21 protein-coding genes and 1 pseudogene are annotated in these 24454 nt (G+C 40.4%); 10 read left to right on the top strand and 12 right to left on the bottom strand.

Annotated features, from left to right (window positions below):
• Positions 1-292: 292 nt before the first annotated feature.
• From AC2VE5_RS17195 to AC2VE5_RS17205, 3 genes and pseudogenes are all read right to left on the bottom strand, one after another.
• Positions 293-1281, bottom strand: a pseudogene (locus AC2VE5_RS17195) (M42 family metallopeptidase).
• A 61-nt stretch (positions 1282-1342) separates the two neighbouring features.
• Positions 1343-2287 (bottom strand): SGNH/GDSL hydrolase family protein, encoded by a 945-nt coding sequence (locus tag AC2VE5_RS17200; RefSeq protein ID WP_486888945.1) that lies wholly within the window; start codon positions 2285-2287, stop codon positions 1343-1345.
• A 151-nt stretch (positions 2288-2438) separates the two neighbouring features.
• Positions 2439-3752 (bottom strand): S-layer homology domain-containing protein, encoded by a 1314-nt coding sequence (locus AC2VE5_RS17205; protein ID WP_486888946.1) that lies wholly within the window; start codon positions 3750-3752, stop codon positions 2439-2441.
• Positions 3753-3938: 186 nt separating this feature from the next.
• On the opposite strand from AC2VE5_RS17205, the gene AC2VE5_RS17210 reads away from it, so the two are divergent.
• From AC2VE5_RS17210 to AC2VE5_RS17220, 3 genes are all read left to right on the top strand, one after another.
• On the top strand, positions 3939-4403 hold the full coding sequence (locus AC2VE5_RS17210) for a CBS domain-containing protein (protein ID WP_486888947.1): 465 nt from the start codon (positions 3939-3941) through the stop codon (positions 4401-4403).
• Between the two features lie 27 nt (positions 4404-4430).
• Positions 4431-5093, top strand: coding sequence for a phycobilisome degradation protein NblB (gene nblB, locus AC2VE5_RS17215; protein WP_486888948.1), 663 nt, complete (start codon positions 4431-4433; stop codon positions 5091-5093).
• A 499-nt stretch (positions 5094-5592) separates the two neighbouring features.
• On the top strand, positions 5593-11091 hold the full coding sequence (locus AC2VE5_RS17220; protein ID WP_486888949.1) for a diguanylate cyclase domain-containing protein: 5499 nt from the start codon (positions 5593-5595) through the stop codon (positions 11089-11091).
• A 98-nt stretch (positions 11092-11189) separates the two neighbouring features.
• On the opposite strand, the gene AC2VE5_RS17225 is transcribed toward AC2VE5_RS17220, so the two are convergent.
• The 4 genes from AC2VE5_RS17225 to AC2VE5_RS17240 all read right to left on the bottom strand — a co-directional run bounded on the left by AC2VE5_RS17225 (position 11190) and on the right by AC2VE5_RS17240 (position 14200).
• Complete coding sequence (locus AC2VE5_RS17225; RefSeq protein ID WP_486888950.1) at positions 11190-11996, bottom strand: M48 family metallopeptidase; 807 nt, start codon at positions 11994-11996, stop codon at positions 11190-11192.
• Between the two features lie 38 nt (positions 11997-12034).
• Positions 12035-12736: a TIGR00266 family protein gene (locus AC2VE5_RS17230; protein WP_486888951.1), complete on the bottom strand. Its 702-nt coding sequence runs from the start codon at positions 12734-12736 to the stop codon at positions 12035-12037.
• Positions 12737-12771: 35 nt separating this feature from the next.
• Positions 12772-13449, bottom strand: coding sequence for a TIGR00266 family protein (locus AC2VE5_RS17235; RefSeq protein ID WP_486888952.1), 678 nt, complete (start codon positions 13447-13449; stop codon positions 12772-12774).
• A gap of 85 nt (positions 13450-13534) precedes the next feature.
• The gene (locus AC2VE5_RS17240; protein ID WP_486888953.1) at positions 13535-14200 is read right to left on the bottom strand and encodes a TIGR00266 family protein; all 666 of its coding nucleotides are present in this window, start codon (positions 14198-14200) and stop codon (positions 13535-13537) included.
• 453 nt (positions 14201-14653) lie between these two features.
• Here AC2VE5_RS17240 and AC2VE5_RS17245 point away from each other — a divergent pair, with 453 nt between their 5' ends.
• From AC2VE5_RS17245 to rdgB, 5 genes are all read left to right on the top strand, one after another.
• Positions 14654-15145 carry an orange carotenoid protein N-terminal domain-containing protein gene (locus AC2VE5_RS17245; protein ID WP_486888954.1) on the top strand — a complete coding sequence of 164 codons (492 nt, stop codon included), beginning with the start codon at positions 14654-14656 and terminating at the stop codon, positions 15143-15145.
• 93 nt (positions 15146-15238) lie between these two features.
• Positions 15239-15733 (top strand): orange carotenoid protein N-terminal domain-containing protein, encoded by a 495-nt coding sequence (locus tag AC2VE5_RS17250; RefSeq protein WP_486888955.1) that lies wholly within the window; start codon positions 15239-15241, stop codon positions 15731-15733.
• 46 nt (positions 15734-15779) lie between these two features.
• Positions 15780-16715: a phospholipase D-like domain-containing protein gene (locus AC2VE5_RS17255; protein ID WP_486888956.1), complete on the top strand. Its 936-nt coding sequence runs from the start codon at positions 15780-15782 to the stop codon at positions 16713-16715.
• 140 nt (positions 16716-16855) lie between these two features.
• A complete protein-coding gene (locus AC2VE5_RS17260; protein WP_486888957.1) occupies positions 16856-18295 on the top strand; it encodes a phosphoglucomutase/phosphomannomutase family protein in 1440 nt (479 codons plus the stop codon).
• Between the two features lie 22 nt (positions 18296-18317).
• Positions 18318-18890 (top strand): RdgB/HAM1 family non-canonical purine NTP pyrophosphatase, encoded by a 573-nt coding sequence (gene rdgB / locus AC2VE5_RS17265; protein ID WP_486888958.1) that lies wholly within the window; start codon positions 18318-18320, stop codon positions 18888-18890.
• A gap of 30 nt (positions 18891-18920) precedes the next feature.
• Here rdgB and AC2VE5_RS17270 read toward each other — a convergent pair whose 3' ends face one another.
• The 4 genes from AC2VE5_RS17270 to crtW form a co-directional block, all read right to left on the bottom strand.
• Positions 18921-19259 (bottom strand): P-II family nitrogen regulator, encoded by a 339-nt coding sequence (locus tag AC2VE5_RS17270; protein ID WP_486888959.1) that lies wholly within the window; start codon positions 19257-19259, stop codon positions 18921-18923.
• A 198-nt stretch (positions 19260-19457) separates the two neighbouring features.
• Positions 19458-19925 carry a hypothetical protein gene (locus AC2VE5_RS17275; RefSeq protein ID WP_486888960.1) on the bottom strand — a complete coding sequence of 156 codons (468 nt, stop codon included), beginning with the start codon at positions 19923-19925 and terminating at the stop codon, positions 19458-19460.
• A 145-nt stretch (positions 19926-20070) separates the two neighbouring features.
• Positions 20071-20877: a bifunctional hydroxymethylpyrimidine kinase/phosphomethylpyrimidine kinase gene (gene thiD, locus AC2VE5_RS17280; RefSeq protein WP_486888961.1), complete on the bottom strand. Its 807-nt coding sequence runs from the start codon at positions 20875-20877 to the stop codon at positions 20071-20073.
• A gap of 6 nt (positions 20878-20883) precedes the next feature.
• Positions 20884-21621: a beta-carotene ketolase CrtW gene (gene crtW, locus AC2VE5_RS17285; RefSeq protein WP_486888962.1), complete on the bottom strand. Its 738-nt coding sequence runs from the start codon at positions 21619-21621 to the stop codon at positions 20884-20886.
• Between the two features lie 429 nt (positions 21622-22050).
• Here crtW and AC2VE5_RS17290 point away from each other — a divergent pair, with 429 nt between their 5' ends.
• A complete protein-coding gene (locus AC2VE5_RS17290) occupies positions 22051-22863 on the top strand; it encodes an SDR family NAD(P)-dependent oxidoreductase (protein WP_486888963.1) in 813 nt (270 codons plus the stop codon).
• Between the two features lie 199 nt (positions 22864-23062).
• Here AC2VE5_RS17290 and AC2VE5_RS17295 read toward each other — a convergent pair whose 3' ends face one another.
• Positions 23063-23608, bottom strand: coding sequence for a hypothetical protein (locus AC2VE5_RS17295; RefSeq protein WP_486888964.1), 546 nt, complete (start codon positions 23606-23608; stop codon positions 23063-23065).
• 452 nt (positions 23609-24060) lie between these two features.
• On the opposite strand from AC2VE5_RS17295, the gene AC2VE5_RS17300 reads away from it, so the two are divergent.
• On the top strand, positions 24061-24454 hold a 394-nt coding region (locus AC2VE5_RS17300), incomplete at its 3' end, for a helix-turn-helix domain-containing protein (protein ID WP_486888965.1).

Genomic DNA, 24454 nt, shown 5'->3' on the forward strand with positions numbered 1-24454 from the left:
CCTTGAACAGGTAGAAGATGTACTTTGCCAAGGCTTACTTGAACTTTCTTCTAATAGTGAGCGCCTGCGTTCAATGACTTTCTTCCCTCATCTTCAAATACTACCTCTGACCGCAACTTAGTATAACAATGTATTAGATTTAATTCTATATAAATTTAATATCAATTTAAGATTTTGAACATAGGTATAGCTCAATGGTCGCTTTAAATTCTTATCTTCCCTAGGTTTTTAAGACTCCAACCTCCAGTCATACAAGGCTTTTGCCCCTCCAAGTCAGTCAACACAAAGTTTACTATTGAGTTTCACAGAAAACCTGGAGTAGCTCGGCGCAGGCAGAAATCGCTCCTAGATGGGCGATCTCAAACCCGTGAGTATTTTGGGTCGGAAATGCCAAACACGCAGCACGGGCGACATGACCTAGTTTCATGGCAATAGAGCCATCACTGCCAAAGCCACTAATTGCCGCTAGTTGTAAGGGCATATTTAGCTGTTGGGCAGCTTGACGCAGTTGGGCGTTTAAGCCTTCGTCGTAAATGCCGTAACATCTTGAGACAAAATTACTGGTATAGCTCCAGGTTCAATAGGGTATTCGGGTGCTAGAGGGCAAATTTCTAGAGCAATTAAGGCATCCAATCGTTGCTGTCCGCTAAAATACAGCGCTCCAATTGCGCCTACTTCTTCTTTGGCAGAGGCGACTAAATAAGTATCAAAAACTGGTTGAGTTAAGTTTTTTGCCAACGCCAGCAAGATCGCAAGGGAAGCTTTGTTATCTAGAGTGTAACTAGCAATATAATCTTTCAATCGCACTGGGCGCTTGCGGTGTTTGCCAACTACAATGCGAGTTCCAGGGCGTACCCCAGCTAATTCTAATTCTTCAGGCGTGCATTTAGTTTCAATCCAAGCATCTTCCCAACGCACGGGGGTATCTTCTTGCTGAACTTTTTGGGGCGATTCGTGGGAGACGTGGCGCGAACCAAAGCTAAGAATACCGCTAATAGTGGCACGATCTCCGAGTAAATCTACAACGCCTTCGCCATACACCCAAGGAAAAGAGCCGCCTAATTTGCGGGCGGATACTCTACCATCAGCTTCAATAGTTTTAGCGATTGCGCCAATTTCATCTTTATGGGCTGTAATGGCAATAGATCCGGCTTCCCGTCCGGGAATTTTGGCAATAATATTATCGGCTTTGTCTTGCCAAACTTCTACCCCAATTTCCGCAAAGCGGCGCAGCAATAGCTGATTAATTTCTATTTCCACACCACTCGGAGAATGGTGCATAACTAATTCCTCAATGGTCAGAAATAGCTCGTCGTAGTTCAAAAAATTATTGCTCAATGGACTAGCGGGTGAGAGTTGTTTTTTTTGATTTGCGTTTAGCAATCGCGCCAAAGCCCAATACTCCAAAGGCTAATATCCCCAGCCCGCTACTAGGTTCGGGAATTGGTTGAGAATTTAACCTTGTTGAGGCTAAGTCGCCAATTAGTTCGTGAGCCGCCGTTGTGGGGTGTAAATCGTCCCAAAATAGGTATTGGTCTGGGTTTGAACATATAATAGAAGCAGTCAAGTTTAAGCAAGCATCAGAAACATTTGTAAACCCAAATGATTCTGGAGTTGCGATCGCATTTGCAAATAGCGAACTAACATCAAGATCGTAGATATCAATGCCATAACTCAGGCTCAAGCTATTAAGTGCGGTGTCTAAACCAGTATTATGTGCTGCTGTTAAAGCGCTAAGACTACTGGAAAGATCGCTACTACTTGTAGCGGGAAGCTGCCCCAAGTCTGGTAAATTAACTACTAAAAAATTCTCAGCACCATACTCCGCCAGGGTAGTAATAGAATTTGCTAAATTACCCACAGGTACGCTAGGGTCAGTAACTCCTGCGCCAAGATAGTCATTGGAACCCGCCCAAACTACATACAAAGCTTCGGGGTTGGCAAAAGAATTAGTGGTTTGAAAATTAGTAATTTGCTGTTCTAGTCCAATTAAACTTGGGACAAATGTATTATCGCTATTTGTAGTTGCACCAGCAAAAGCATAATTCGTAGTAGTTGCACCCAAGTCTTCAGTCAAATATTCTATCCATAGGCGATCGTTAGAAGCTCGTCCCTCGCTGTAAGGCGGGCTAGGAGGAAGCAAACCACCCGTTGCAGCCAACAAATTGCCTGTATCGGATAGACTATCGCCAAAAACATACATTTCTGTGAAGCTTGCCGCAAATGTTCGTAACGGAAACAAAAAAGATAGAAAAACAATACCTGTAGCCAAAAATTGTTTTTGCATACAGAGAAATGTCCTAAATTTGCCTAGTGTTTTCACCGAATCAAGCTTAAATACGCGCTGGTTTTTTGCAACTGACAGCAAAAATACTTAAACTTTTTCAACTATACCAAGTGTTTAGAATTATTTTTTAGCTCCAAGCATCCTATTTTAATTATTGCGGAGATGGTTCTGATGTTGGCGTACTGTTGTCTGGGGAATTTTGGATTTGCAATACTTCCGCCGCCGACAAGCCCTCTGTAGCGTTGCCAAAGTACCACAAAACGGCAGCAGCTTCCGCGCGGGAGACAGACTTTTTGGGTTGAAATAAGGTTGTGTAGCCAAAAGCGCGGCGAATATTTGCGCGATCGCTGTTTTGAAAGTCTGCAAAAATTGCCCGTAAAGCTTTAGGATCGATTTTGCCAGCATCTTGAAAGCCCCAGCTATCTTTTACGGCATCTACCGAGGCATTGGGCAGGGCTTGGCGGGTATCTAAAGGAACCTTCCATGCAATCAACTGTTCGCGGGTTAGAGGCGCATTAGGGCGAAATAATACAGCGCTGCTATCTCCTGATAAAGCACTCGGAATTAAGCCAGCATCAGCTAATCCTTGAATTGCCGCAAAATCTGGATCGCTTGGTGGGACATCTTGAAAGGTCTTTTGGTTCTCTTTTGCTGCTTCGCGAATTTGCAGCGCCGGACGGCTGCTATTGATTTGATTATTGGCAGCAAATAGCAAGCGGGCGTATTCACGGCGAGTAATAGTTTTTGTTGGGTAAAATTGCGAACTAGAGTTAGTTTTATTGCCTGGAGTTGGCAGCGACAATACACCCAATGCAGCTAGATCTTTAATATAAGGGCGCAATTGTTGGGGTGCTTGGTCGATATCTGTAAATATTTGAGTTGAATCTATACTTGGACTTGGTGCAGGGGACGAGGGGGCTACAGGTCCAACGAAGTTTGAATCGCCACTTTGGGGGGATGGTGCTACCTCTGAATCAGGGGTAGCTTGGGCTGAATTAGCATTACGGACATACTCAATCGTAAATTGTGTAGCTCCTGGAGTTGGATCTTGAATTGCGATTGTTACTTGCAAATCGTCTTTACGAGCGATTAAAGCGTTATTTGCTTCTGTAGGCTGGCTGTCAATTTGCCAAGATTGAGTTTGTAACTCGTTTTGATAAAAGCTTGTAACTCTGTTAGCCGCATCGGGACTTACCCACGTAGTCAAGATAGTTGATGTATTCGCCGTGGGAGTGGGGGGGACAACAGCTTGCAACTGAGCATTAGGATAAATGGGAAAATCCGCAGGTAAACCAGGCGTTGGCTGAGACGGGCGATCGCTCTGGGCGTTTTCTGTTGCTGATAATCGAGGATCGGCGCTCAGCAAGCCCTCTAAGTTATTGCCTGCTGGACTATTTGCACAGGCGCTCAACGCACTGAGTACTAATAAGCTAATGATTTTGGCAGCAAGTCGGGAAGGCAACACGGCAATTTAAGAAAAGAAACTATCCATTTCTACGCTAACGCAATTTTCTTGCTACCCAAGTCAAAGAAACGATCGAAACACGTTTGATCTCAGTAGTAGTAATAATCATTAAATTAAATCGGGCTTGCTACCGCTATTTTCTACAATAAAAATAGAAAAGTTTTTTAACAAGTAGCAGCCCAAAAAATGCCTAACACTGTTGCTGACGCGATGACTCCTACACCTGTCGTCGTTAAGCCCCAAACGCCCCTAAATGAAGCCATTAAAATTTTGGCAGAGCGCCGAGTAAGCGGGCTTCCCGTAGTTGACGATGACGATCGCTTAGTGGGGATAATTTCGGAAACTGACTTGATGTGGCAACAAACTGGTGTAACTCCTCCTGCCTACATTATGTTTCTCGATAGCGTAATTTATCTGCAAAATCCTGCTACCTACGAGCGGGAATTGCATAAGGCTTTAGGGCAAACTGTGGGCGAAGTAATGAGTAAAGATCCCATTGCTATAGCTGCGGACAAACCTCTAAAAGAAGCGGCTCAGTTGATGCACGATCGCGATGTCCGGCGCTTACCAGTTGTTGATGCGAATAACCTTGTAATTGGCATTTTAACTCGCGGTGATATCGTCCGCGCTATGGCAGCAAGTCAAGAATAAAATTATCCTTTTCACCATCTAAACTAAATGAGTGCTAATTCTGAATCTATTAAGCAAATGCTCAACTCAGAAGATTTGGGCGACAGATTGCGGGCGGTAAATCAAATTCGGGAACTAGAAGATAAGAAAATTGCCTTTGAACTTGCCCAAATTGCAACTGGCGATCGCAATACCCGCGTTCGTTATGCGGCGGTAAGTCAAATGGATACCTTGGGCGGACAAGACTTACAAAAGTCTTTGGAGTTGTTACTTGAAAGGTTGCACAACGACCCCGAACCCGACGTACAAGCCGCCGCCGCCGATTGTTTGGGTGCTTTAAAACTTACCGAAGCTTTTGAGGACTTGCAGCAGCTTTATTACAATACTCCTGAATGGCTAGTCAAGTTTAGTATTGTGGCTACTTTAGGGGAACTTGGCGATCCGCGCTCCTTTGACTTGCTGAGCGAAGCTCTAAGTTCAGATAACGATTTAGTGCAAACAGCAGCAATTAGCTCTTTGGGAGAGCTAGGAGACAGCCGCGCTGTGGAGCTATTAGTTCCTTATGCTACAAATACCGACTGGCAAATTCGTTATCGAGTTGTTCAAGCTATGAATAATTTGGGTGGCGATCGCGCTCGTGCTACTTTAGAAACTTTAGCAAAAGATGAGGTACAAGCTGTAGCTCAAGAAGCACAAAGCTATTTGCAGTAATTAAGAGCAGAATTGTTCTGCCTTTTGCTTGCTATACTCAACTCCTTATTGCTATAAAAATTTTAGTTCCGCGTCGCGTCTAAACTTTATAGATTAGAGGGTTGAAAGCAAAAATTTATTAGTTGGCTGAAGCTGTTAGCCTAGGACGTTAGTTCTAGGCAAGCTAGGATAATTTTGCCAAAAGATTATAGTTTCAAATGTCTCTACTCCAAATTTACCTTGTCAGCATTTCCTAACTCAAATAGAACTACTTTATACAACCTAACTTAGATTTTCACTAGCAATAAATTAGATTTATATCAACAGTGGCAACTTGGAAATAACATTTTCGCATCTTTAAAGAATGCTGAAAAATTTTTAGCTCTTTTAAGCATCATTCGTGACTAATACTTTATTGACGCTGCGATTGATTTTGCTATAGTTAAGTAATATTTTGCATCTATCTTTATAAGCGTAAGCTTGACTATTTGCAGTTACGCTGCTTTAAATTTTGCCAACTATGATAGAGATTTCTGGGATTACAGTCAAGACCAAAATTTATGAGAGCGATCGATCCTTAGTTTATCAAGGCATCCGAAAAAGCGATTGTCAAAGAGTCATTCTTAAAATTCTTAAGCTTGATTATCCCTTACCAAAACACCTTGCTATTTATAAACAAGAATTTGAACTAATTAGTTCTTTAGATATTCCTGGAGTTGTCAAAGCTTACAGCCTAGAAAAGTATAATAATACCTTAGTAATCATCTTTGAAGATTTTGGTGCTGAATCTTTAAGCATAATTATTAGCCGGAAAAAACTAGCCCTTAAAGATTTTTTAAAGATTGCAATTAAAATTACTGAGGTTTTGGTAAAGCTTCATAGTTTAGATATAATTCATAAAAATATTAACCCAGCAAATATAGTTTTTAATTCTCAAACAGGCGAATTAAAACTAATTGATTTTGGTATTGCTACAGTTCTAATAAGTGAAAATCCTACTATCAAGAACCCTAATAATTTAGAAGCAAACTTAACTTATTTATCTCCAGAGCAAACCGGGAGAATGAGCCGCTCTCTAGATTACCGTACAGATTTTTATTCTTTAGGAGTAACCTTTTATCAATTATTGACTAACTCGCTGCCATTTACTACTAAAGATGCCATGGAGTTGGTATATTGTCATTTGGCGCTAACACCAACACCACCGCGCAAACTTCAACCGGAAGTTCCCCTAGTGCTTTCATCTATAGTGATGAAGTTGCTAGCCAAGACACCAGAAGAAAGATATCAAAGCGCCAGAGGAATTAAAGCAGACTTAGAAAAGTGTTTAGAGCAGTTAGAAAATCATAGTTTAATTCAAAACTTTACTCTAGGGACAACGGATGTCTCTGATAAATTTCAAGTTATCCAAAAGCTGTATGGACGAGAACAAGAAATTAAAATATTACTCACAGCTTTTGAAAAGTTGGGTATCGTATTTCAACAAAAACTTGAACTAAATCAAAATGAAGCTGTATTAATATCTGGGTATTCTGGAATTGGAAAAACTGCATTGGTGCAAGTTCTTTATCAACCAATTACAAGATATAAAGGGTATTTTATTGCTGGCAAATTTGACCAGTATCAGCGCAATATCCCCTACAGTGCAATAGTTAGTGCTTTTGGAGACTTGGTACGGCAGCTTTTGACAGAAAGTGAGGCACAGTTGCAAGAATGGAAAACAAAAATAATTACAGCTTTAGGTAATAATGCCCAAGTAATTATTGAGGCAATTCCTGAACTAGAAAAAGTTATTGGCAAACAGCCAAATGTTAATAAATTATCAGCTTTTGAATCAAGCAATCGTTTCAATTTAGTTTTCAAAAATTTTATTTCTATATTTACCAGGGAAAGCCCCTTAATCTTATTTTTAGATGACTTGCAATGGGCAGATTTAGACTCTTTGAAACTAATAAAAACCCTGCTATCAGCAAAAAAGAATAACTATTTATTTTTAATTGGAGCTTATCGTTCTAATGAAATAAGTACAGCCCATCCCTTGACTTCAATATTAGAGGAAATTAGACGAGAGGAAATGGTAAATGTTAGTTCTATCCATTTATCTGCCTTACACCTACTCGATATCAATCGTTTAATTGCTGACAGCCTCAAATGTTCGCTTGCAGAATGTTTGTCTTTAGCTCAATTGATTCATACAAAAGCTCAGGGTAATCCCTTTTTTACTAACGAGTTTTTGCGAACGCTTTATACAGAAAAACTATTATATTTCGACGGTAAAACTTGTAAATGGCAATGGGATATCGATAAAATCCAGATCCAAGATATCACAGATAATGTAGTTGAGTTAATGGTGAATAAAATTCAAAGATTACCACTAGCTACACAAAAATTGTTAGAGTTTGCAGCAGCAATTGGCAATCGGTTTGAAAGAAAAAAATTATCTATAGTTGCTAAACAAACAATCGTAGAAACTAATACTCATTTACAAAAAGCAATTGCCGTTGGTCTGATTTTTCCTTTAGATGATACTGTTTGGAAAATAGTGGACTTAGATTTGCTAGAACGCTCAGAAGTTGAGTGCGAATACAAATTTGCTCATGATAAAATTCAACAAGCTGCTTATTCATTAATATCTGAGCAAGATAAACCAAGAGTACACTTGCAAGTAGGAGAACTTTTATTACAGCATACTTCAGTTAAAGAATTAGAACAAAAAATATTTGATATTGTCAATCAACTAAACTTAGGAAGCAAACTCATAAGTTTACAATCTCAGCAAATAGATTTAGCTAACTTAAACTTGGGAGCCGCAAAAAAAGCTAAAGCTTCCGCCGCTCATCAGCCAGCCTACGAGTACTTAAAAACTGGTCTGAATTTGTTGCCAAATAATAGCTGGGAATATTATTACGATCTCACACTGTCTTTATATTTGGAAGCCGCAGAAATAGCTTATTTGTGCGCAGATTTTGAGCAGACAAAAGCCTTGGCTGCTATAGGCATGCAGCAAGCGAGATCGCTCAAAGATAAAGTAGAAATATACGAAATCGAAATCCAATCTGCCATAACTCAAAATGAGTTTAGAACTGCAATTCTAATAAGCTTAGAAGCATTAAACTTATTAGGAATAAGCTTGCCTGAACATCCTAGCAAATTGCAACTAATGTTGGTGTTGGCAAAAACACGAATAGCTTTGGCTTTCAAGAAAAATCAAGAACTGGTTGCCTTACCAAAGATGACTGATGCTAATAAAATAGCAGCTATGAAAATTATGACTGCTGTTAAAACAGCAGCTTATGTAACTAATCCACAATTATTCTTTTTTACGATCGCGATTAGGATAAATTTATCACTAAAATACGGAAATGACTTAACTTCTCCCTCTGCTTATTTTGATTACTCGCTAATTTTAATTAACGTATTAAAAAATATCAAAGGCGCTTATGAAATAGGTCAAGTTAGCCTAACCTTGCTAGATAGATTAGATGCTTTAGAACTTGCACTTAAAACAAAGTTTATGGTTTATGCCTATCTCAATCATTGGCAAAACCATCTCAATCAAACTCTAAAGATTGCTCAAGATTTTTATCATAGAGCTTTGGCAGCAGGAGACTTAGAATATAGCGGCTATGCAATAAATACTTATTGTTTCTTTGCTTATTTTTGTGGTGAAGAATTGGTAAAGCTAGAGCAAGAAATGGCTGAATACAACCAAGTTTTGGCTAAAATAGGTCAAATATCCCTTCACCAAAATAAACTTTATCGGCAAGTAATAATTAATTTATTAGGTGGAACGGAAAATCCTTGCAAGTTGAGCGGCGATGTTTACAACGAAGAAATAATGTTGCCACTGCATCAAAAAGAAAACGAACGGACAATTATTTTTTATTTTTATTTTCACAAACTAATTCTTTGCTATTTATTTGGAGAGTACGCCCTAGCTGTGCAAAATGCCGCTCTGGCTGCGGAATATATAAATGGAGTAACCGGATCTTTATTTGAAACATTATTTTATTTCTATGATTCTTTAGCAAAGTTAGCTATAGGCGATCGCTTAGGAAAATTAGCTCAAAAGCGAATGCTAAAACAAGTAATGCTTAATCAAAAAAAGCTGCAAAACTGGGCGCATCACTCACCTAAAAACTATCTGCACAAATTTTACTTAGTAGAAGCTGAAATTTATCGCGTCAAAGGGAAAAAAGATTTAGCAATAGAATATTACGATCGGGCTGTAGAACACGCAAAAATAAATAAATATATCAACGAAGAAGCTTTAGCACAGGAGCTAACAGCAAAGTTTTATCTAAAACTACAAAGAGATGCAATCGCCAAAGCTTATCTACGCGAAGCTATCTACTGCTATACCAGATGGGGTGCTAGAGCAAAAGTAACAGACTTGCAGCAGAAATATCCAGAATTGATCGGGAGCGCGATTGAGGTAGCTGCTCAAAATACATCTATCAACAAATTTGACTTAAATACTTTTAGGAGAGCAAGTTCAGAGTCTCTAGATTTGGCAACAGTAAATAAAGCTTCCCAAGCAATCAGTAGTGAAATAGATTTCGAGCGGTTATTAATTAAACTGATTAAAATTGCGATAGAAAATGCGGGGGCGCAATCGGGAATACTTATATTAGAAACTGATGGCGAATTGCTGATAGAAGCATCATCTATTAATTCAGAAACCGTGAAAGTCCAGCAGTCTTTACCAGTTGCAAGTAGTGACGCTTTACCACAATCTATAATTAATTACGTTGCTAGAACCTTGGAAAGCTTAGTAATAGACAATGCTGCGTCTGTAGGCTTATTTACGAAAGATCCTTATATTGTCAAGTATCAGCCTCAATCTATTTTATGCGTTCCTATCCAGTCACAAAATCAACTTAGAGGCATTCTTTATTTAGAAAATAATTTAACCAAGGGCGCGTTCACTTCCGAAAGATTATTGGTTTTGCAAATAATTTGTTCTCAAGCTGCAATTTCTATAGAAAATGCTAAATTGTATGAAGTACAAGAGAACTACGCGCGGACTTTAGAATTAAAAGTAATTGACCGAACTCAAAAATTGCAACATTCTCAATCGCTACTTTCTAGCGTATTAAATAGTTCCATTGATGGAATTATGGCATTTAAGTCTGTTAGAGACGCGCGGGGAAGCATTACAGACTTTGAATGGCTTTTAGTAAATCCTACTGCCGAACAAATATTTAAACGTACTGCTAACGAATTAATTGGTAAATTTTTACTTGTAGAAATGCCCACGAATCGCCATACAGGCTTATTTGATTCTTATGTGCGAGTAGTGGAAACTACTTTGCCTGAAGAACAAGAACTTTATTATGACGATGGTAGCCTCAAAGCTTGGTTTCATATTGTCGCCGTCAAGTTAGGAGAGGGCTTTGCAGTAACATTTCGCGATATTACCGAACGCAAACAAGCCGAAGCAACGATTCAAAAAGCAAATCAAGAGTTGCAACGCCTTGCTGTTACCGATGGCTTAACGCAAGTTGCCAACCGCCGCCAGTTTGATGAGTATCTAAGTTTAGAATGGCAAAGACTAGGGCGAGAAAATGCCAGCTTAGCATTGATTGTCTGCGATATCGATTACTTCAAACTATATAACGATACTTACGGTCATCAAGCAGGAGACGAATGTCTGCGCCTAGTTGCCAAGGCAATCAGTCGCGCCGTCAAACGTCCCGTCGACTTAGTAGCAAGGTACGGTGGTGAGGAATTTGCCATAATTTTGCCGCAGACTGACGAATTAGGAGCGACTTTCGTAGCTCGAAATATCGCCGAGGAAGTCCGACAAGCAAAAATTGTTCATAGCGAATCTACAGTTAGCGAGTATGTCACCTTAAGCGTAGGAATTGCTAGTACAACACCTACGCCAGAATACTCCCCGGAAGTTTTGTTTGCGGTGGCAGATAAAGGACTTTACGAAGCTAAAAAGCAAGGGAGAAATTGCACCGTTGCTAAAAAGTTGCTCCCAGCATATCTGCTAGAAGAAACATCAAATTAGGAGTGTTAATTAAATGCTTGAAGAACTACAAAATAAAAATAAACCCTTTCCGCGTTCAATATTATCTGTCAGCAGAGCGGAATTTGGACTAAAATTGTCTAAAACAAGGTAGGCGGTAAAGGTAGCTTTTGCTCTACTTGATAGTTGCGCTGTTTTATTAACTGCTGCAATTCTTTAACTCGCCTACCTGGTGCGGGATGGGTAGCTAAAAAATCTATATCTAATCCTTGTTTTTGACTCATCCTGGCAAAAAAATCTGTGGCTCCAGCTACATGACCGTAAGTTTGCTGTAATAAAGTTAAACCAACTTCATCAGCTTGACTTTCTTGAGATTGAGAGTATTGAGCGTTGCTTAAAGCTGCAATTCCAGAAGCGGCGGTGGATTGAATCCAACCGACATCGCCCACAAAATAAGCGATCGCAATTTGCACAACTACGGCCCTGCCCAAACTGCGTAAATGATCTCTATTGGCAAAATGTCCCAATTCATGACCCAATACCATCATTAGCTCGTTTTCGGACTGAGCTTGTTTTACCAAACCAGCATAGATAATAATGCGATCGCCTGGTATCGCCAAAGCATTAACGGTATCTTCGGGAATATACAGCACCTGATAATCTCTATTTTGGCGCTGCTGCGGGGGCAACTGAGCTTCTAATCGGTCTAATAGCGTGTTGAGGGTGTTTTGGGCGGGCGAGGGCTTTGCTTGGCTTTGGTAGACGGGGACGATTACAGATCCCAATTGTTGTTCGACGCTGGGGGGAATTAGCCAGACGATGCTACTTGCAATCCAGCCAATTAGCCAAATAATCGCGATCGTGAATCCAGCAAAAATGCCTAAAAGGATTAATAATTGCCGATTGGTAGGGGGCTGATTGCGACTGCTGTAATTTGCTGAAGACATTAGGAGTTTTAGTAGTTAAAGTAGCTAAATATAATTTTCTAATCTTTAGTCGGGCGGAAAGGATTGAGGAAATTAATCAAAGTTGACAGCTTGCGCGATTGCACCCATAAACGCCCATTGCCACTAAAACGACAAACTAGCCCTTCACCGCCTAATATTCCCGTCCTCAATCCTTTAAACGATAAGCCACCTAGCATCTCAACGCTGTAGTTTAAAGTATCTTCAAATGCCACAATGTAGCCTGTATCGACTACATAATCGCCAGCAACCGGAATTTCGACAATTGCGCCATAAGAGCTAAACCAAATATCACCTTGTCCAGTAGTTTTAATCAAAAACAAAGATTCCCCACTAAAAAAACCTTTAAAGCCCTGAAACTTACTATCAATTCCTACGGTAGTGCTAGAAGCAACAAACCCAGAAGATTGAATCATCAACCCCGTACCATTGATATAGTAATGCTGAATATCTCCCGGTACTCCTGGCGAAATATATAAGTCTCCTGGCTTGCCTTGGGCAGTAAATTCGCTTAAAAACAACGATTCACCTCCCAACATTCGCCCCAACCCCTTCCTCAATCCGCCTTGTACCTTAGACTTCATGTTTATCCAAGAGTCCATTGCTGCCATTCCCCCCGCTTCTACAAATACGGTTTGATTTGCTTGCAAGCTCAAACGCAAAGAAGCATAAGCGGGAGCATGAGTAATTTCGTAAGCAATTTCATTATTTTTAACTGGCATTTTTTATTGCACTCCTAATATTAAATAACTTTGTTTTATCTAGATGGTAATTTAGAGCCAACTTCCCGACCAAAGGCTCCGGCATTGTGACTTTGACAATAGATTTTTCCTTGTCCTTTAAATCTACAAACTAAGCCTTCTCCACCTAAAAAAGCACCCAGCCAACTAGAGCCAGCTTTTGTAATTTCAAAAGTTAATTCTTTTTCAAAAGCAACAATATGTCCGGTATCAACAATATATTCGCCATCTACATATATTTCGTAAATTGCCCCAAAAGAGCTAAGAATAACGGAACCGTTGCCTGTAATATTTAGCCAAAAAAGTGATTCACCAGAAAATACCGATTTAAAGCCCTGAAAACCTAGATCGATATCAACATTGGTTTCACTTGCTAGGTACGAAGTTGATTGCACAACTAACCCCGCTCCTGTTACTTGGTAGAGCAAAATATCGCCCATAAATTTGGGTGCAAGAAATACCTCGCCACCAGACTTTGGCGAACGAAATACACTTAAAAACAACGATTCTCCCGCAACTAAACGCTTGAGTCCGCCTAAAATTCCGCCCCCTTTACCTTGCCGCAAAGTGGTACTAGCATTGATATAGCCGCTCATCGCAATCATGCACCCGGCTTCAGCCACTAATTCTTCACCAGAGTCGAGGGTTACACGTGCGATCGCGCTATCTGGTTGATGTACAATTTCTACATTCATTGTCTTAAATCCTCAGTTAAATCCAGCAAAATTTTATTTACTAACTTGGTTAGTAATAATTCAATTTCACAGCTAATAAATATTTCTACCAGCGAAGTTTAGGGCGCAAATATCTAACTAACCCGTCAACGCTACGAGATTGTAAATATATTTCCCCTTCTCCAGACAGCTTATTTACTATTCCTTCGCCTGATGTGACCGAACCAACTAAGCTCCCAGCCAGCTTAATGCTCATTTTAATTTGTGGTTCGTAGGCAACTAAATGACCGCTATCGACTATAAACTCGTTACTAATCCGTTTTTTGGTAATCCCACCATAAGCACCAAAAAAGATTCTCCCTTTACCACTTAGTCGCAGTTTAAAAAGCCCTTCTCCGGCAAAGAAACTAGCAAATCCTGCCCATTGTACTCCCATATTTATCCCCGGAGTATGAGCAATATAAGCCCCTGGTTGAAAGCAAATTTCACTATTATTTAGATCGATTCTGTCGATATCGCCAATCGTAGATTGAGTTAAAGTTAATTTCAGTGGATCTTTAGTTTGATTGGTAAAAACATTCACAAACAAAGACTCACCACCAAAAAACTTTTTCATCAGTCCAGATATAAGCCCACCCGAAAACTCGGTTCGCATTGATAATTGCGAATCCATGCTAGTCATAGCTCCCGCTTCCGCAGTAATAGTTTCACCAGGGTTGAGAGTGAGAAATATTGTGGCAAAAGCTGGTTTATAGCGAATCTCAGTTTTCACGAAAGCAATCTACCTCTTTAGGGGGACGCATACAATATGCGCTAGGAGTAATGTGATCGTCCAGTGTTCGTAAAGAAATTAGAAGTTTTTAGATTGTAACCAAGGTAGCTTGTTGGACTAAATACTTTAAAAAAATGAGCGATCGCGCAAGTTCTAATCTAAAAATTGATATTTTTATAGGGACATTTCTGGGTATTTGTGACAGTTGGATAAGGTATATTTGACGATCAGAAATGCTCAAAGGCGTTTATTGTAGTTGCAATCAGTCAAGTTATAGCTGCCTCTATCTATAGTTAGGTTCTATACCTCTATCTATAGTAGGTTTAATTGTCATTTCTGCCTTTGTTAATCTTCAGAGAAAGTTGTCATTTTGGACAGTTTTTAGGTATTAAATTTAACCCCGTAATTTTTCAAGGAAAATTACTGTTGTTAACTAATTAAGCAGAGGTTGCTATGACATTTACTCAAACTAACGATCCAGATATTAGTCAAGCTGTAAAATCTTTTCAAAGCTTGGAAGTAGACGATCAACTAGCTTTGTTCTACTTTATTTATAAAGAAATGGGTGATTCAATTACTCCAGCTGCGCCTGGTGCAAGTACCGTAGGGACAGATATTGCTGAAGGCTTGTTTAATCAAATTAAAGAAAAGTCTCACGAGGAGCAATTACAATTTCAACGGGACTTAATCAATAACGCAGATAATGAATATACCCGGATGTATGGCTCGATGAGCGAAACTACCAAGCTACTATTGTGGTATCGCTTATCGCAAGGAATGGATAGCGGCGAAATTATTCCAATGCCCTCTGACTACAAAATTTCTTCTCAAGCTGACGAATTATTTAACAAGATCAAAGGCATGGAATTTCAGCAACAAATCACTTTATTCCGCGATTATGTAGGACCTATGGGTGCGGAAGCAAAAGCTGGTTCAGATGTCTAACTAAAGCTGATTTCGATCTCCTAGTTTTTTGGGCTAAAACAGCTTTTTTAGCTTAATACATCCACAAATGTTGTTAATTTCCAAGTATTGATTATGACCTCTGCACAATCCGACACAGTTAAGCAATCTGTAGTAGCATTCCGTAGTTTGAAAATAGAAGATCGTCTAGCAGCCTTGGCACTAATGTACCAGCATATTGCTGGACAACTACCTGCAAATGCAGTTAATGATTCAGCAAAAGTAAGTGGGTTAGTAAGTAAAGTCGGACAGCTATCGCCCGAATTGCAAACCCAAGCCTTGCGCGATATGCTAGATGCTCAAAGGCAAGATGGCGATGAAGTTGCATTAGATCCAAATCCTAGTAAAGCACTAGCTGAACTTGTAACTGGAAGCAACGAAACCATACCCATAGACGAATATAGTTCGTTGGGTAAAGACGATAAACTTGCTTTTTGGTATCAAATGGGTCAAAAATTAGGAAGTAGTATTAGCAGCATTCAGCCCTCATCAGAAGTAACTGAATTTTTGCAATCTCTCCAGGCTTTAAGTGCTGACGATCGCATAGCATTTATCAGTAAAGCACTCTAACTAAAAGCTACCGAAAGCCTCTATTCTAAAAGATAGAGGTGTAGCTATGTTCAATATTTCAATGGTGCTGTGGTGGAGCGGCGGGGTTATCCTCGCCGCTATTGCTGTAATAGTGTTTGTCTTGTACTTTCGCGATCGCATTGAATATAAGTTACTCAATGTTCCAAGTCCCGACGATTCTCGCTTTCCCTTGGCTTTGGCAACTTTATCAAACATTGAATATAAGTTACTCAATGTTCCAAGTCCCGACGATTCTCGCTTTCCCTTGGCTTTGGCAACTTTATCAAACTCTGTGTTTACGACTGGTCGCTGCACCGAGCATTGGGTTGAAGCTGATAACATTTATGCAGCCAGAATTGCCGCAATTAAGGAAGCAAAACACAGCATTCATTTTGAAACATTTTTCATGACTCTAGGGCAACGGGCGCAGGACTTTGCCGATGCGATATGCGATCGCGCAAATGCTGGGGTTGAGGTGCTAATGATTATCGACCATCACGGCTCAAAAAAGCTATCAAAGCGTTACTGGAAAAGATTAAAAGCTTGTGGGGTAGATATTCGCTTTTTCAATAAATTTAATTGGAAAGCACCAATCGATTATTCTGCTCGGACTCATTGGAAGTTGTTAGTAATTGACAACAAAAAAGCCCTAATCGGCGGCGCTGGAATTTCAGATTTTTGGGATGGACTAGACAATATTAAAGATACTGGCCCTTGGTACGATTTTGAAATGAGCTTTAGCGGAGAAATTGTAGCGGCTTTGCAAGGTATGTTCATGCAGCATTGGACTTACGTTCATGGCACGGCGGATCTAAATATAAAAGCATTTAATCCCCAACCGACAAACGATCCGGCAATTATGGTAACGGCGGGTGACGATCCTTCCTATCGTTCTTCCTCAGTAAAAGCTTTATTTTTAACCAGCATTCACGCGGCTAAAAAAAGAATTTACAGGGTTTTCTCGGTGCAAGCAAATAAATAGCAATGCTTGGCGCAAGCGAGAACTTTGGAAAAGAGGATTGGGGCGCGTGGTGTTATTTTTCCAATCGCAATTGTAATTGAACCCGCGCTAGTAGCTGCAAAAATGTTAAAATCCTGCCTGAGAAATGTAGGGGAAAATCGATGCCAGTATCTACTCAGGAAATCAAATTTGGTACAGATGGCTGGCGAGGAATAATTGCCGATGATTTTACCTTCGATCGCCTAACTTTAGTCGCGCCGATTGCTGCCAAAGTATTGGCACAGACTTACGGCTCTACCGCAGGCAACAATATCATTATTGTCGGCTACGATCGCCGTTTTATGGCAGAAACTTTTGCCCAAAAAACCGCCGATGCAGTGGTCGCCGCAGGTTTTGACGTACTCTTAGCTGGTGGCTACGCCTCAACTCCGGCTTTTAGTTGGGCAGTCAAGCACTACAACGCAATAGGTGCGTTAGTTATCACCGCAAGTCACAATCCTGGTAGCTACTTGGGCTTAAAAGTTAAAGGCGCTTTTGGGGGTTCTGTACCAGAAGAAGTTACTAGACAAATTGAAGAATTATTATCTACCGAATCATCTCCCCCGGCTAAGGCTGGTACGCTGCAAACCTTCGAGCCTTGGGGTAATTATTGCCGAGCTTTGGCGCAAAAAGTAGATATAAATCAAATTAGAAGCCGCATTACTTCGGGCAAATTAACGGTATTTGTTGATGTGATGCACGGTGCTGCTGCCGGAGGGATGGCGCAAATATTGGGAGTACCCGTACAAGAAATAAATAGTAAGCGCGATCCGTTGTTTGGTGGTGGTGCGCCGGAACCATTACCCCGTTACCTATCTAAGTTATTTCGCACGATGCGGACTCACAATCGTACTAAAGCTGCGGGTAGTATAGCTGTCGGCTTTGTATTTGATGGCGATGGCGATCGCATTGCGGCAGTTGATGGGCAAGGAAATTTTCTCTCTTCCCAAGTTTTAATTCCAATTTTGATTCAACACTTAGCTGCCAAACGCGGTTTAACAGGGGAAATTGTCAGGACAGTAAGCGGTTCGGACTTAATTTCGCGCGTTGCCGAAATGTACCATTTGCCCGTGTATGAAACCCCTGTGGGTTACAAATATATCGCCAATCGAATGCTAGTAAGTAACGTGTTGCTAGGCGGTGAAGAATCGGGAGGAATTGGCTACGCCGATTACATTCCCGAACGCGACGGCTTATTATCGGCGTTGTATTTGCTAGAAGCGATTTCTGTTGCGCAAATGGACTTGAGCGAACTCTATAAGGGCTTGCAAGCTAGAACAAACTTCCATTCGGTTTACGATCGCATTGACCTACCTTTGGCGAGTATGGACGTGCGCAGTCGGCTATTAAACCAGTTGCAAACCCAGCCTTTACAAGAAATTGCAGGCATTGCGGTAGTTGATTGTCTTAGCATCGACGGCTACAAATTTCGTTTGGCTGATGACAGTTGGCTAATGATTCGGTTTAGCGGTACAGAACCCGTCTTGCGTTTGTATTGCGAAGCCCCAACTATTGGGCAAGTGCATCAAACTCTCGCTTGGGCAAAAGCGTGGGCAGAATAGGAATACAAGGAAAAATAAATGTATGGGAAAAATACTTGTAGTCGCTACCGGAAATCCTGGTAAGTTGCAAGAAATGCAAGCTTATTTGACAGGTTTAGACTGGGAATTGGAACTAAAGCCCAAGGAGTTAGAAATTGAGGAGACGGGTGCAACTTTTGCAGCGAATGCTTGTCTCAAAGCCTCCCAAATTGCTCAAGCTACCGGAAACTATGCGATCGCCGATGACTCTGGCTTGGAAGTTGCGGCTTTAAATGGCGCTCCGGGCATCTATTCGGCTCGTTATGGCAAAGATGACTCTGACCGGATTTCGCGCCTATTAACAGAGTTAGGAGATACTGCAAATAGGCAAGCGCAGTTTGTCTGCGCCGTTGCAATTTCTGATCCAAACGGGGAAATCGCACTGCAAGAATTGGGGATTTGCCAGGGTGAGATTCTTTACCATCCTCGCGGTACGGGTGGTTTTGGCTACGATCCAGTTTTTTACGTTCCAGCTTACCAAAAGACTTTTGCCCAAATGCCAAAAGAATTAAAGCACAAAGTTAGCCATCGCGGGCAAGCATTTGAGGCATTACTTCCCAAATTGCAAGGGTTATAGGGGCGCAAGGCATTGCGCCCGCTAATTTCATTACACAGCTTCTAAATTCTTTTCCCCTGTACGAATGCGAATTACTTGCTCTACAGTTGATATAAAGATTTTGCCATCGCCGATTTCTCCAGTTCTTGCGGCTGCAATTACTTTATCGACCACCATATCTACTTGACTATCTTCAACGACAATTTCTACTTTGAGTTTTTGCAAAAACTCAACAGTATATTCCGAACCGCGATAGCGCTCAGTTTGTCCTTTTTGTCGTCCAAAGCCTCGGACTTCTGAAACTGTCATTCCAACAATCCCAGCGTTTACTAGAGCAATTTTTACTTCATCTAGTTTGAATGGTCGGATAATGGCTTCAACCTTTTTCAATTTCTTCACTCCTTACTGCGTGTAGCACTTTATTAGAGAGTTTACCAAGTATTTCAATCGGTACAATACTAAAATATTTCCCTACCCAAATGGTGATAGATTAAACGCGCTAGTCCTAACGTATTTAATATCCAAAGACATTGAATATCATTCAACCGTACAAGTAATGCGTAACAACTAATACAATTCTGCTCAAAGTTATCGACTACGTATCAAAGGGCGCATCATAAAATAGCCCGCACCAAAAGCTGTAACCATAATTAATACAATAGCGATCGCCAGCGACCAGCTGCTAATTTCAGAAACTCGTTCTGGCGCTTGGCGGCGATAGCGCCCTTGTTCAAGTTCGGTAATTTCTGGCGATGGCGATGCACGTTGGGGAGAAAAGGGTAATACTTCTGGGGCGTTAGGGAGAGAACGATTAGCAGCTTTTTGAGCATGATTTGCTCGCCAGTACAAAACTGAGTCTATAGCTTTATCCAATTGTTGTTGCAGTTGTTGATTTTGTCTAACTAATTGCTGGTTTTGAGCATTTAAAGACTCAGACAACGCTTTAGCAGCTTGTAACTCGGTGGCTAATTCTCTGTACACCGAGACTGGTACAGAGGGCGCAGAGGCGACAGTAGGGTTTGGTAAGTTCCGATCTGGAGTAGGGCGCGATCGCATGGGCAAATTTGCTTAAAGGTTGGTACGCACGTTGTAGCTATTTTCATAGATTAGCTACAGCTAGTCTTTAAGACTATGCCCAACCTTACTGGAAATCTCAACAATTTGAACGTTATTTTTCTAAAAACGTATAAAGTTTTAAACTTTACCCTGCATTTTCACTACAAAGCGCAAAAAAGTGTCCTACAGGTCCTTGTCCTTTACCTATACTTAAAGAGTGCTGTAGAGCATTAGTAACATAGGTTTTTGCTCTTTCTACAGCCGAAAACAAATCTTGAGATAAAGCCAAATTAGCAGCGATCGCGGCTGCCAACGTACACCCTGTACCATGAGTATTATTGGTTTCTACTAGGGTTGTAGTCAAAGTCTCCATTTGTTGCCCATCAAACCACACATCAACGCCGCGCAAGTCACCTTTCATGCCCCCGCCTTTGACTAATACCGCCTTCGCCCCTTGCTTGTAGATACTGCGGGCGGCAGCTTGCATATCTGCTAGAGTATGAATCTCTAAGCCTGTTAATATTTGTGCTTCGTAGCAGTTGGGAGTAACAAGCAATGCTTGAGGAATTAGTTTGTCGCGCATAGTTGACTTCGCGCTATCATCAATTAACTGCGCCCCAGTCCGCGACACCATTACCGGATCTACGACTAATTTATCAATTTTCAAGCTTTCTACTTGCTGGGCTACAGCAGCAATAATTTCTCTATTTAGCAGCATTCCAGTTTTCGCCGCCTGTACGCCGATATCTTCTACTACTGCTTGTATCTGCGCTACCACCGATTCTACGGGCAACGCATCTACGCGCGTCACTCCCAAAGTATTTTGCGCTGTAACGCACGTCAGGGCGCTAGTACCGTGAACGCAGTGAAAGGCAAAGGTGCGTAAATCTGCTTGAATCCCTGCACCGCCGCCACTATCAGAACCTGCAATTGTTAAAGCAACTTTTACCACAGATTTTTAAGAAACTTGGGAACTTTGAACTACATTTTGTTGGTAAACTTTGGGCAATCCCCACCAAGGAACATTAGGATGTTCGTGGTGTTCGTAATGGTAGCCAAAATGATAACAAGTAATGAAAGATAGCCAAGTTGGTAAAGGATTAGTCTGGGCGCAATGAACGTTTTTATATCCCTCGTCTGGCTCTTTATGGGGTGTAAAAGTACCAAAATAAAATAGTTGTACTGAGCTTAAAATTGAAGGAATAACCCAAAATAAAGTTAAGTTTTTTTCTGGAATATGTAATGTAAAAAGAATGACATTGTATAAAGCCATCAATGACAGTAATCGTGTCCAACTCCAATAACGCAGCATAAAATAAAAGTACCAAGCAAAAAATTTTTTATGCTTACTATTATGAAAATCTGGATCTAATTCACTGGCAGGATTGTGATGATGGAGCCAATGTTTTTTTTGCAGTTTTTCGTAGGAAAAAAGTGCGTATAAACCTACAGATAAAGCACCGACAAAGTTATTTATTTTTAAATTGCTAGGAAATACGGCTCCGTGCATGGCATCATGAGCAGTAATAAATAAACCTGTATAAAGGAACGTTTGTAAGGCTATTAGTGGTAGAAGCAATAAATTATTAACTTCCGAGATATCAACGGACATTAATAAACACCAGCTTGATGCCCATATACCAATAATGGCAAACGCCACGAAAAGTCCACTATACGAATTTTTACTACTTACCATTCGCGTATTTTACTTGATTGCAGGATAAATTTTATCATTTTATTATCTTATCTTGACAACCATAGCTAATTGTCTGCCCTTGGGTACAATCGCTCTTTATTTCTCAAACTAACTATGTATACTTCTCTAGTATGACCTTGATATACAGTAGTTTTAGGCTGGCTTCATTTAGTAATTAATTAGCTGTGAACCTGTATTATTTCTATTGCACGGTATTAGTATATACCCAAGGTACACAATTTGCAATAAATCATTTAAGCTTGAATTTTAAAGTTATCCAGACTTAAATAAAAAACAATTGTGTCCGTTGCTATAAAAAAATATGAATTTTAATCAATATATAGCTTGAATATTTCTACCAAGGGAGAGAGGTTGCAAAGACCCTACAAATAACTAATAGATATTATTAAAACCAATATTTGTATAAGTATGGCTCCTACAGTTTTAATTACTGGCGCATCCCAAGGTATCGGTAAAGCAACAGCGCTTTTATTTGCTCAAAACGGTTACAATCTTGTTCTAGCATCTCGGCGAGTAGAACCTTTGACAGCCACAGCGCAAGAATTACAAGTTTTAGGTTCCAAAGTTCTGAGTATTCCCTGCGATGTTAGAGATCCCCAACAAGTAGCTAACTTAGTCAATAAAGCATTGGCAGAATATGGCAGTATTGACGTGCTAGTTAACAATGCAGGTATTTATAGTTCGGGAACTGTAGAAGATTTTTCTTTAGACGATTGGCATCAAACCATAGATACAAATTTGTGGGGATATATTCATACAATTCACGCCTTACTGCCTTCGATGCTTGCTAAAGGTAGTGGCACAATAGTAAATTTAGTTTCTATAGCTGGTAAAGTGCCTATTGCTTATTTAGTTCCTTACTCTACTAGCAAATTTGCGGTTGCGGGTTTAACTGAATCCATGCACTCAGAATTGAAACCTAAAGGGATTCATGTCTGCGGTATTTATCCGAGTGTAATTAAAAGCAGCTTGATGGAACGAGCAATTTTTCGCGGTAAAGATGAAGAAGATGCCGAGGCGCGGCGAAAGCAACTCGAACAAGTTTTAAGCGTCCCTGTGGTAGAAAAGCCAGAAGATGTGGCTAAGGCTGTATGGGATGCCGTAAAAAATCAGCGTACTGAAATTTTAGTTGGTTCTGCCAGTGTATCTAAAGCAGCTTACGGTTTAGTGCCTAGTTTCATGCAGTGGTTGTTTAGACAAGGCTTTAAGCAAAAGACGTAGCGATCTATACACGCATTTAGTAATGCCCAGAAATTGAAATTATTGCCTTCCGCCTAGAGATTAAACCAAAAGTTTTTCATCTAAAGTTAATAGCTCAAAAAAATCTAGGCGAGAGCGAAAAAATCCCGGCTATCAATTTGTAGTTTGGCTTCATAAAACGGCTCCGCTAGCGGCTTTTTTCTGAGAGGAGAAGCATCAGCTAGTAAATAGCCTTCCAAGCTTTTACAGTTCCTTTACCGATTTCACTGTCCACAGTCTCTCCACTTCTAGTCACCAGTCTAATGTCTATATTGCCAACGGGTGAATTATGTAAAGCTTTTGCTAACTCATCGCTGACAACAAAAATACTGTTTTGTCCCTTTAATCGAAAAACTTGTTCGCTAACTTTAATGAATAGTTCGATCGCTTCTGTTGTATTATTGCTGTCACATACTGAGGATAACGAAGTGGTATAGATACTATGCCCTAAAAAACAATTGCGATCGCGATCTGCTAAAAGAAAGCGAATAGATTTACGACTCCAAAGGCTGACAACTTCAGTTCTCGTGTGGTCGTTCAGCAATTGCCGATCAAAATAGTTCCTGTCAAATACTGCTAAATAATCTCCTTCAAAAGGGTCTATAACTTTAACTGGTTGTGACCAAGGCACATTCAAGCTTGCTCCCAGTGCTGCTGACTTAACAATAGGTAAATCTGCGGCGATCGCTTTAGACTGCTGAACTAAACTTGTAACTGTTGCAGTCATAGTTACAGCAAGCGTTAATCCAGTCAATTTAACAAATGTATACTTAGCCAAGTTCCTAAATAATTGACGTTGCTGGCTTTTACATCTCGTTTTGCTCATAGCGTGATTCCAGGTTCTTCTTTTTGATGCCAATAAAGCTATGTACTCAAAGTATAGCTTTTCATCAAACCGGGGCAGTGGCGATCGCATAGTGAAGTAAATTGATATAACACTCATTGTTTGTTAAGCAGTCACTACCTTTACTATGCCGACTAAAAAAGAAAACAATGGGTGTGGATGTGGGAGTATTCCATTTTCATTAATCCTAGTTATGTTAGGCGTTGGTTATTGGGGATTTCGCCAGCTAGATAGTCTAAGTATCAGCAAGTTTTCACCGAATAATCAGCAACCAGTTACTAAGCTAATCGGCGTTTAGGTTGCATAATAAAGAACAGAACTACTTGAAAGCAACTATGCCACCACCAGCTAAAAACTTTTTAACGCCGTTACAAGTTACTGGGCTACAGCAGGCTCTTAAAGAGAATGAACTAGCGCACGTCAGGGAAAGAATTTTAATTATTCTGCTTCAAAACGATGGCAGAACACAAAAAGAAATTTCTAAATTTTTGGGTTGTTCGCCTAGAACAGTGGCATATTGGTGTATGCATGGAGACCCAGACAATTTGGAAAGCTTACATAACAAACGAGATTATGAGCATTACCGAAAAGCTACTCCTGAGTATATTGAACTACTATTAAAAACTGTCGAGCAATCACCATTAGATTTAGGTTATGAATTTGGTCGATGGACGGCAGAGAGATTAGCTACATATTTAACTATGGCAACGGGGATTGAGTTAAGTAGTT

This window comes from Aliterella sp. E5.1, from assembly GCF_057473825.1.

What these genes read in the sequence shown, in the direction of transcription:
- AC2VE5_RS17255 (WP_486888956.1), top strand. Translation starts at nt 15,780, where the DNA reads ATGTTCAATATTTCAATGGTGCTGTGGTGGAGCGGCGGGGTTATCCTC.
- AC2VE5_RS17245 (WP_486888954.1), top strand. Translation starts at nt 14,654, where the DNA reads ATGACATTTACTCAAACTAACGATCCAGATATTAGTCAAGCTGTAAAA.
- AC2VE5_RS17225 (WP_486888950.1), bottom strand. Translation starts at nt 11,996, where the DNA reads ATGTCTTCAGCAAATTACAGCAGTCGCAATCAGCCCCCTACCAATCGG.
- AC2VE5_RS17275 (WP_486888960.1), bottom strand. Translation starts at nt 19,925, where the DNA reads ATGCGATCGCGCCCTACTCCAGATCGGAACTTACCAAACCCTACTGTC.
- AC2VE5_RS17210 (WP_486888947.1), top strand. Translation starts at nt 3,939, where the DNA reads ATGCCTAACACTGTTGCTGACGCGATGACTCCTACACCTGTCGTCGTT.
- AC2VE5_RS17295 (WP_486888964.1), bottom strand. Translation starts at nt 23,608, where the DNA reads ATGACTGCAACAGTTACAAGTTTAGTTCAGCAGTCTAAAGCGATCGCC.
- nblB (WP_486888948.1), top strand. Translation starts at nt 4,431, where the DNA reads ATGAGTGCTAATTCTGAATCTATTAAGCAAATGCTCAACTCAGAAGAT.
- AC2VE5_RS17260 (WP_486888957.1), top strand. Translation starts at nt 16,856, where the DNA reads ATGCCAGTATCTACTCAGGAAATCAAATTTGGTACAGATGGCTGGCGA.
- AC2VE5_RS17235 (WP_486888952.1), bottom strand. Translation starts at nt 13,449, where the DNA reads ATGAATGTAGAAATTGTACATCAACCAGATAGCGCGATCGCACGTGTA.
- AC2VE5_RS17200 (WP_486888945.1), bottom strand. Translation starts at nt 2,287, where the DNA reads ATGCAAAAACAATTTTTGGCTACAGGTATTGTTTTTCTATCTTTTTTG.
- AC2VE5_RS17220 (WP_486888949.1), top strand. Translation starts at nt 5,593, where the DNA reads ATGATAGAGATTTCTGGGATTACAGTCAAGACCAAAATTTATGAGAGC.
- AC2VE5_RS17250 (WP_486888955.1), top strand. Translation starts at nt 15,239, where the DNA reads ATGACCTCTGCACAATCCGACACAGTTAAGCAATCTGTAGTAGCATTC.
- rdgB (WP_486888958.1), top strand. Translation starts at nt 18,318, where the DNA reads ATGGGAAAAATACTTGTAGTCGCTACCGGAAATCCTGGTAAGTTGCAA.
- crtW (WP_486888962.1), bottom strand. Translation starts at nt 21,621, where the DNA reads ATGGTAAGTAGTAAAAATTCGTATAGTGGACTTTTCGTGGCGTTTGCC.
- AC2VE5_RS17290 (WP_486888963.1), top strand. Translation starts at nt 22,051, where the DNA reads ATGGCTCCTACAGTTTTAATTACTGGCGCATCCCAAGGTATCGGTAAA.
- AC2VE5_RS17230 (WP_486888951.1), bottom strand. Translation starts at nt 12,736, where the DNA reads ATGCCAGTTAAAAATAATGAAATTGCTTACGAAATTACTCATGCTCCC.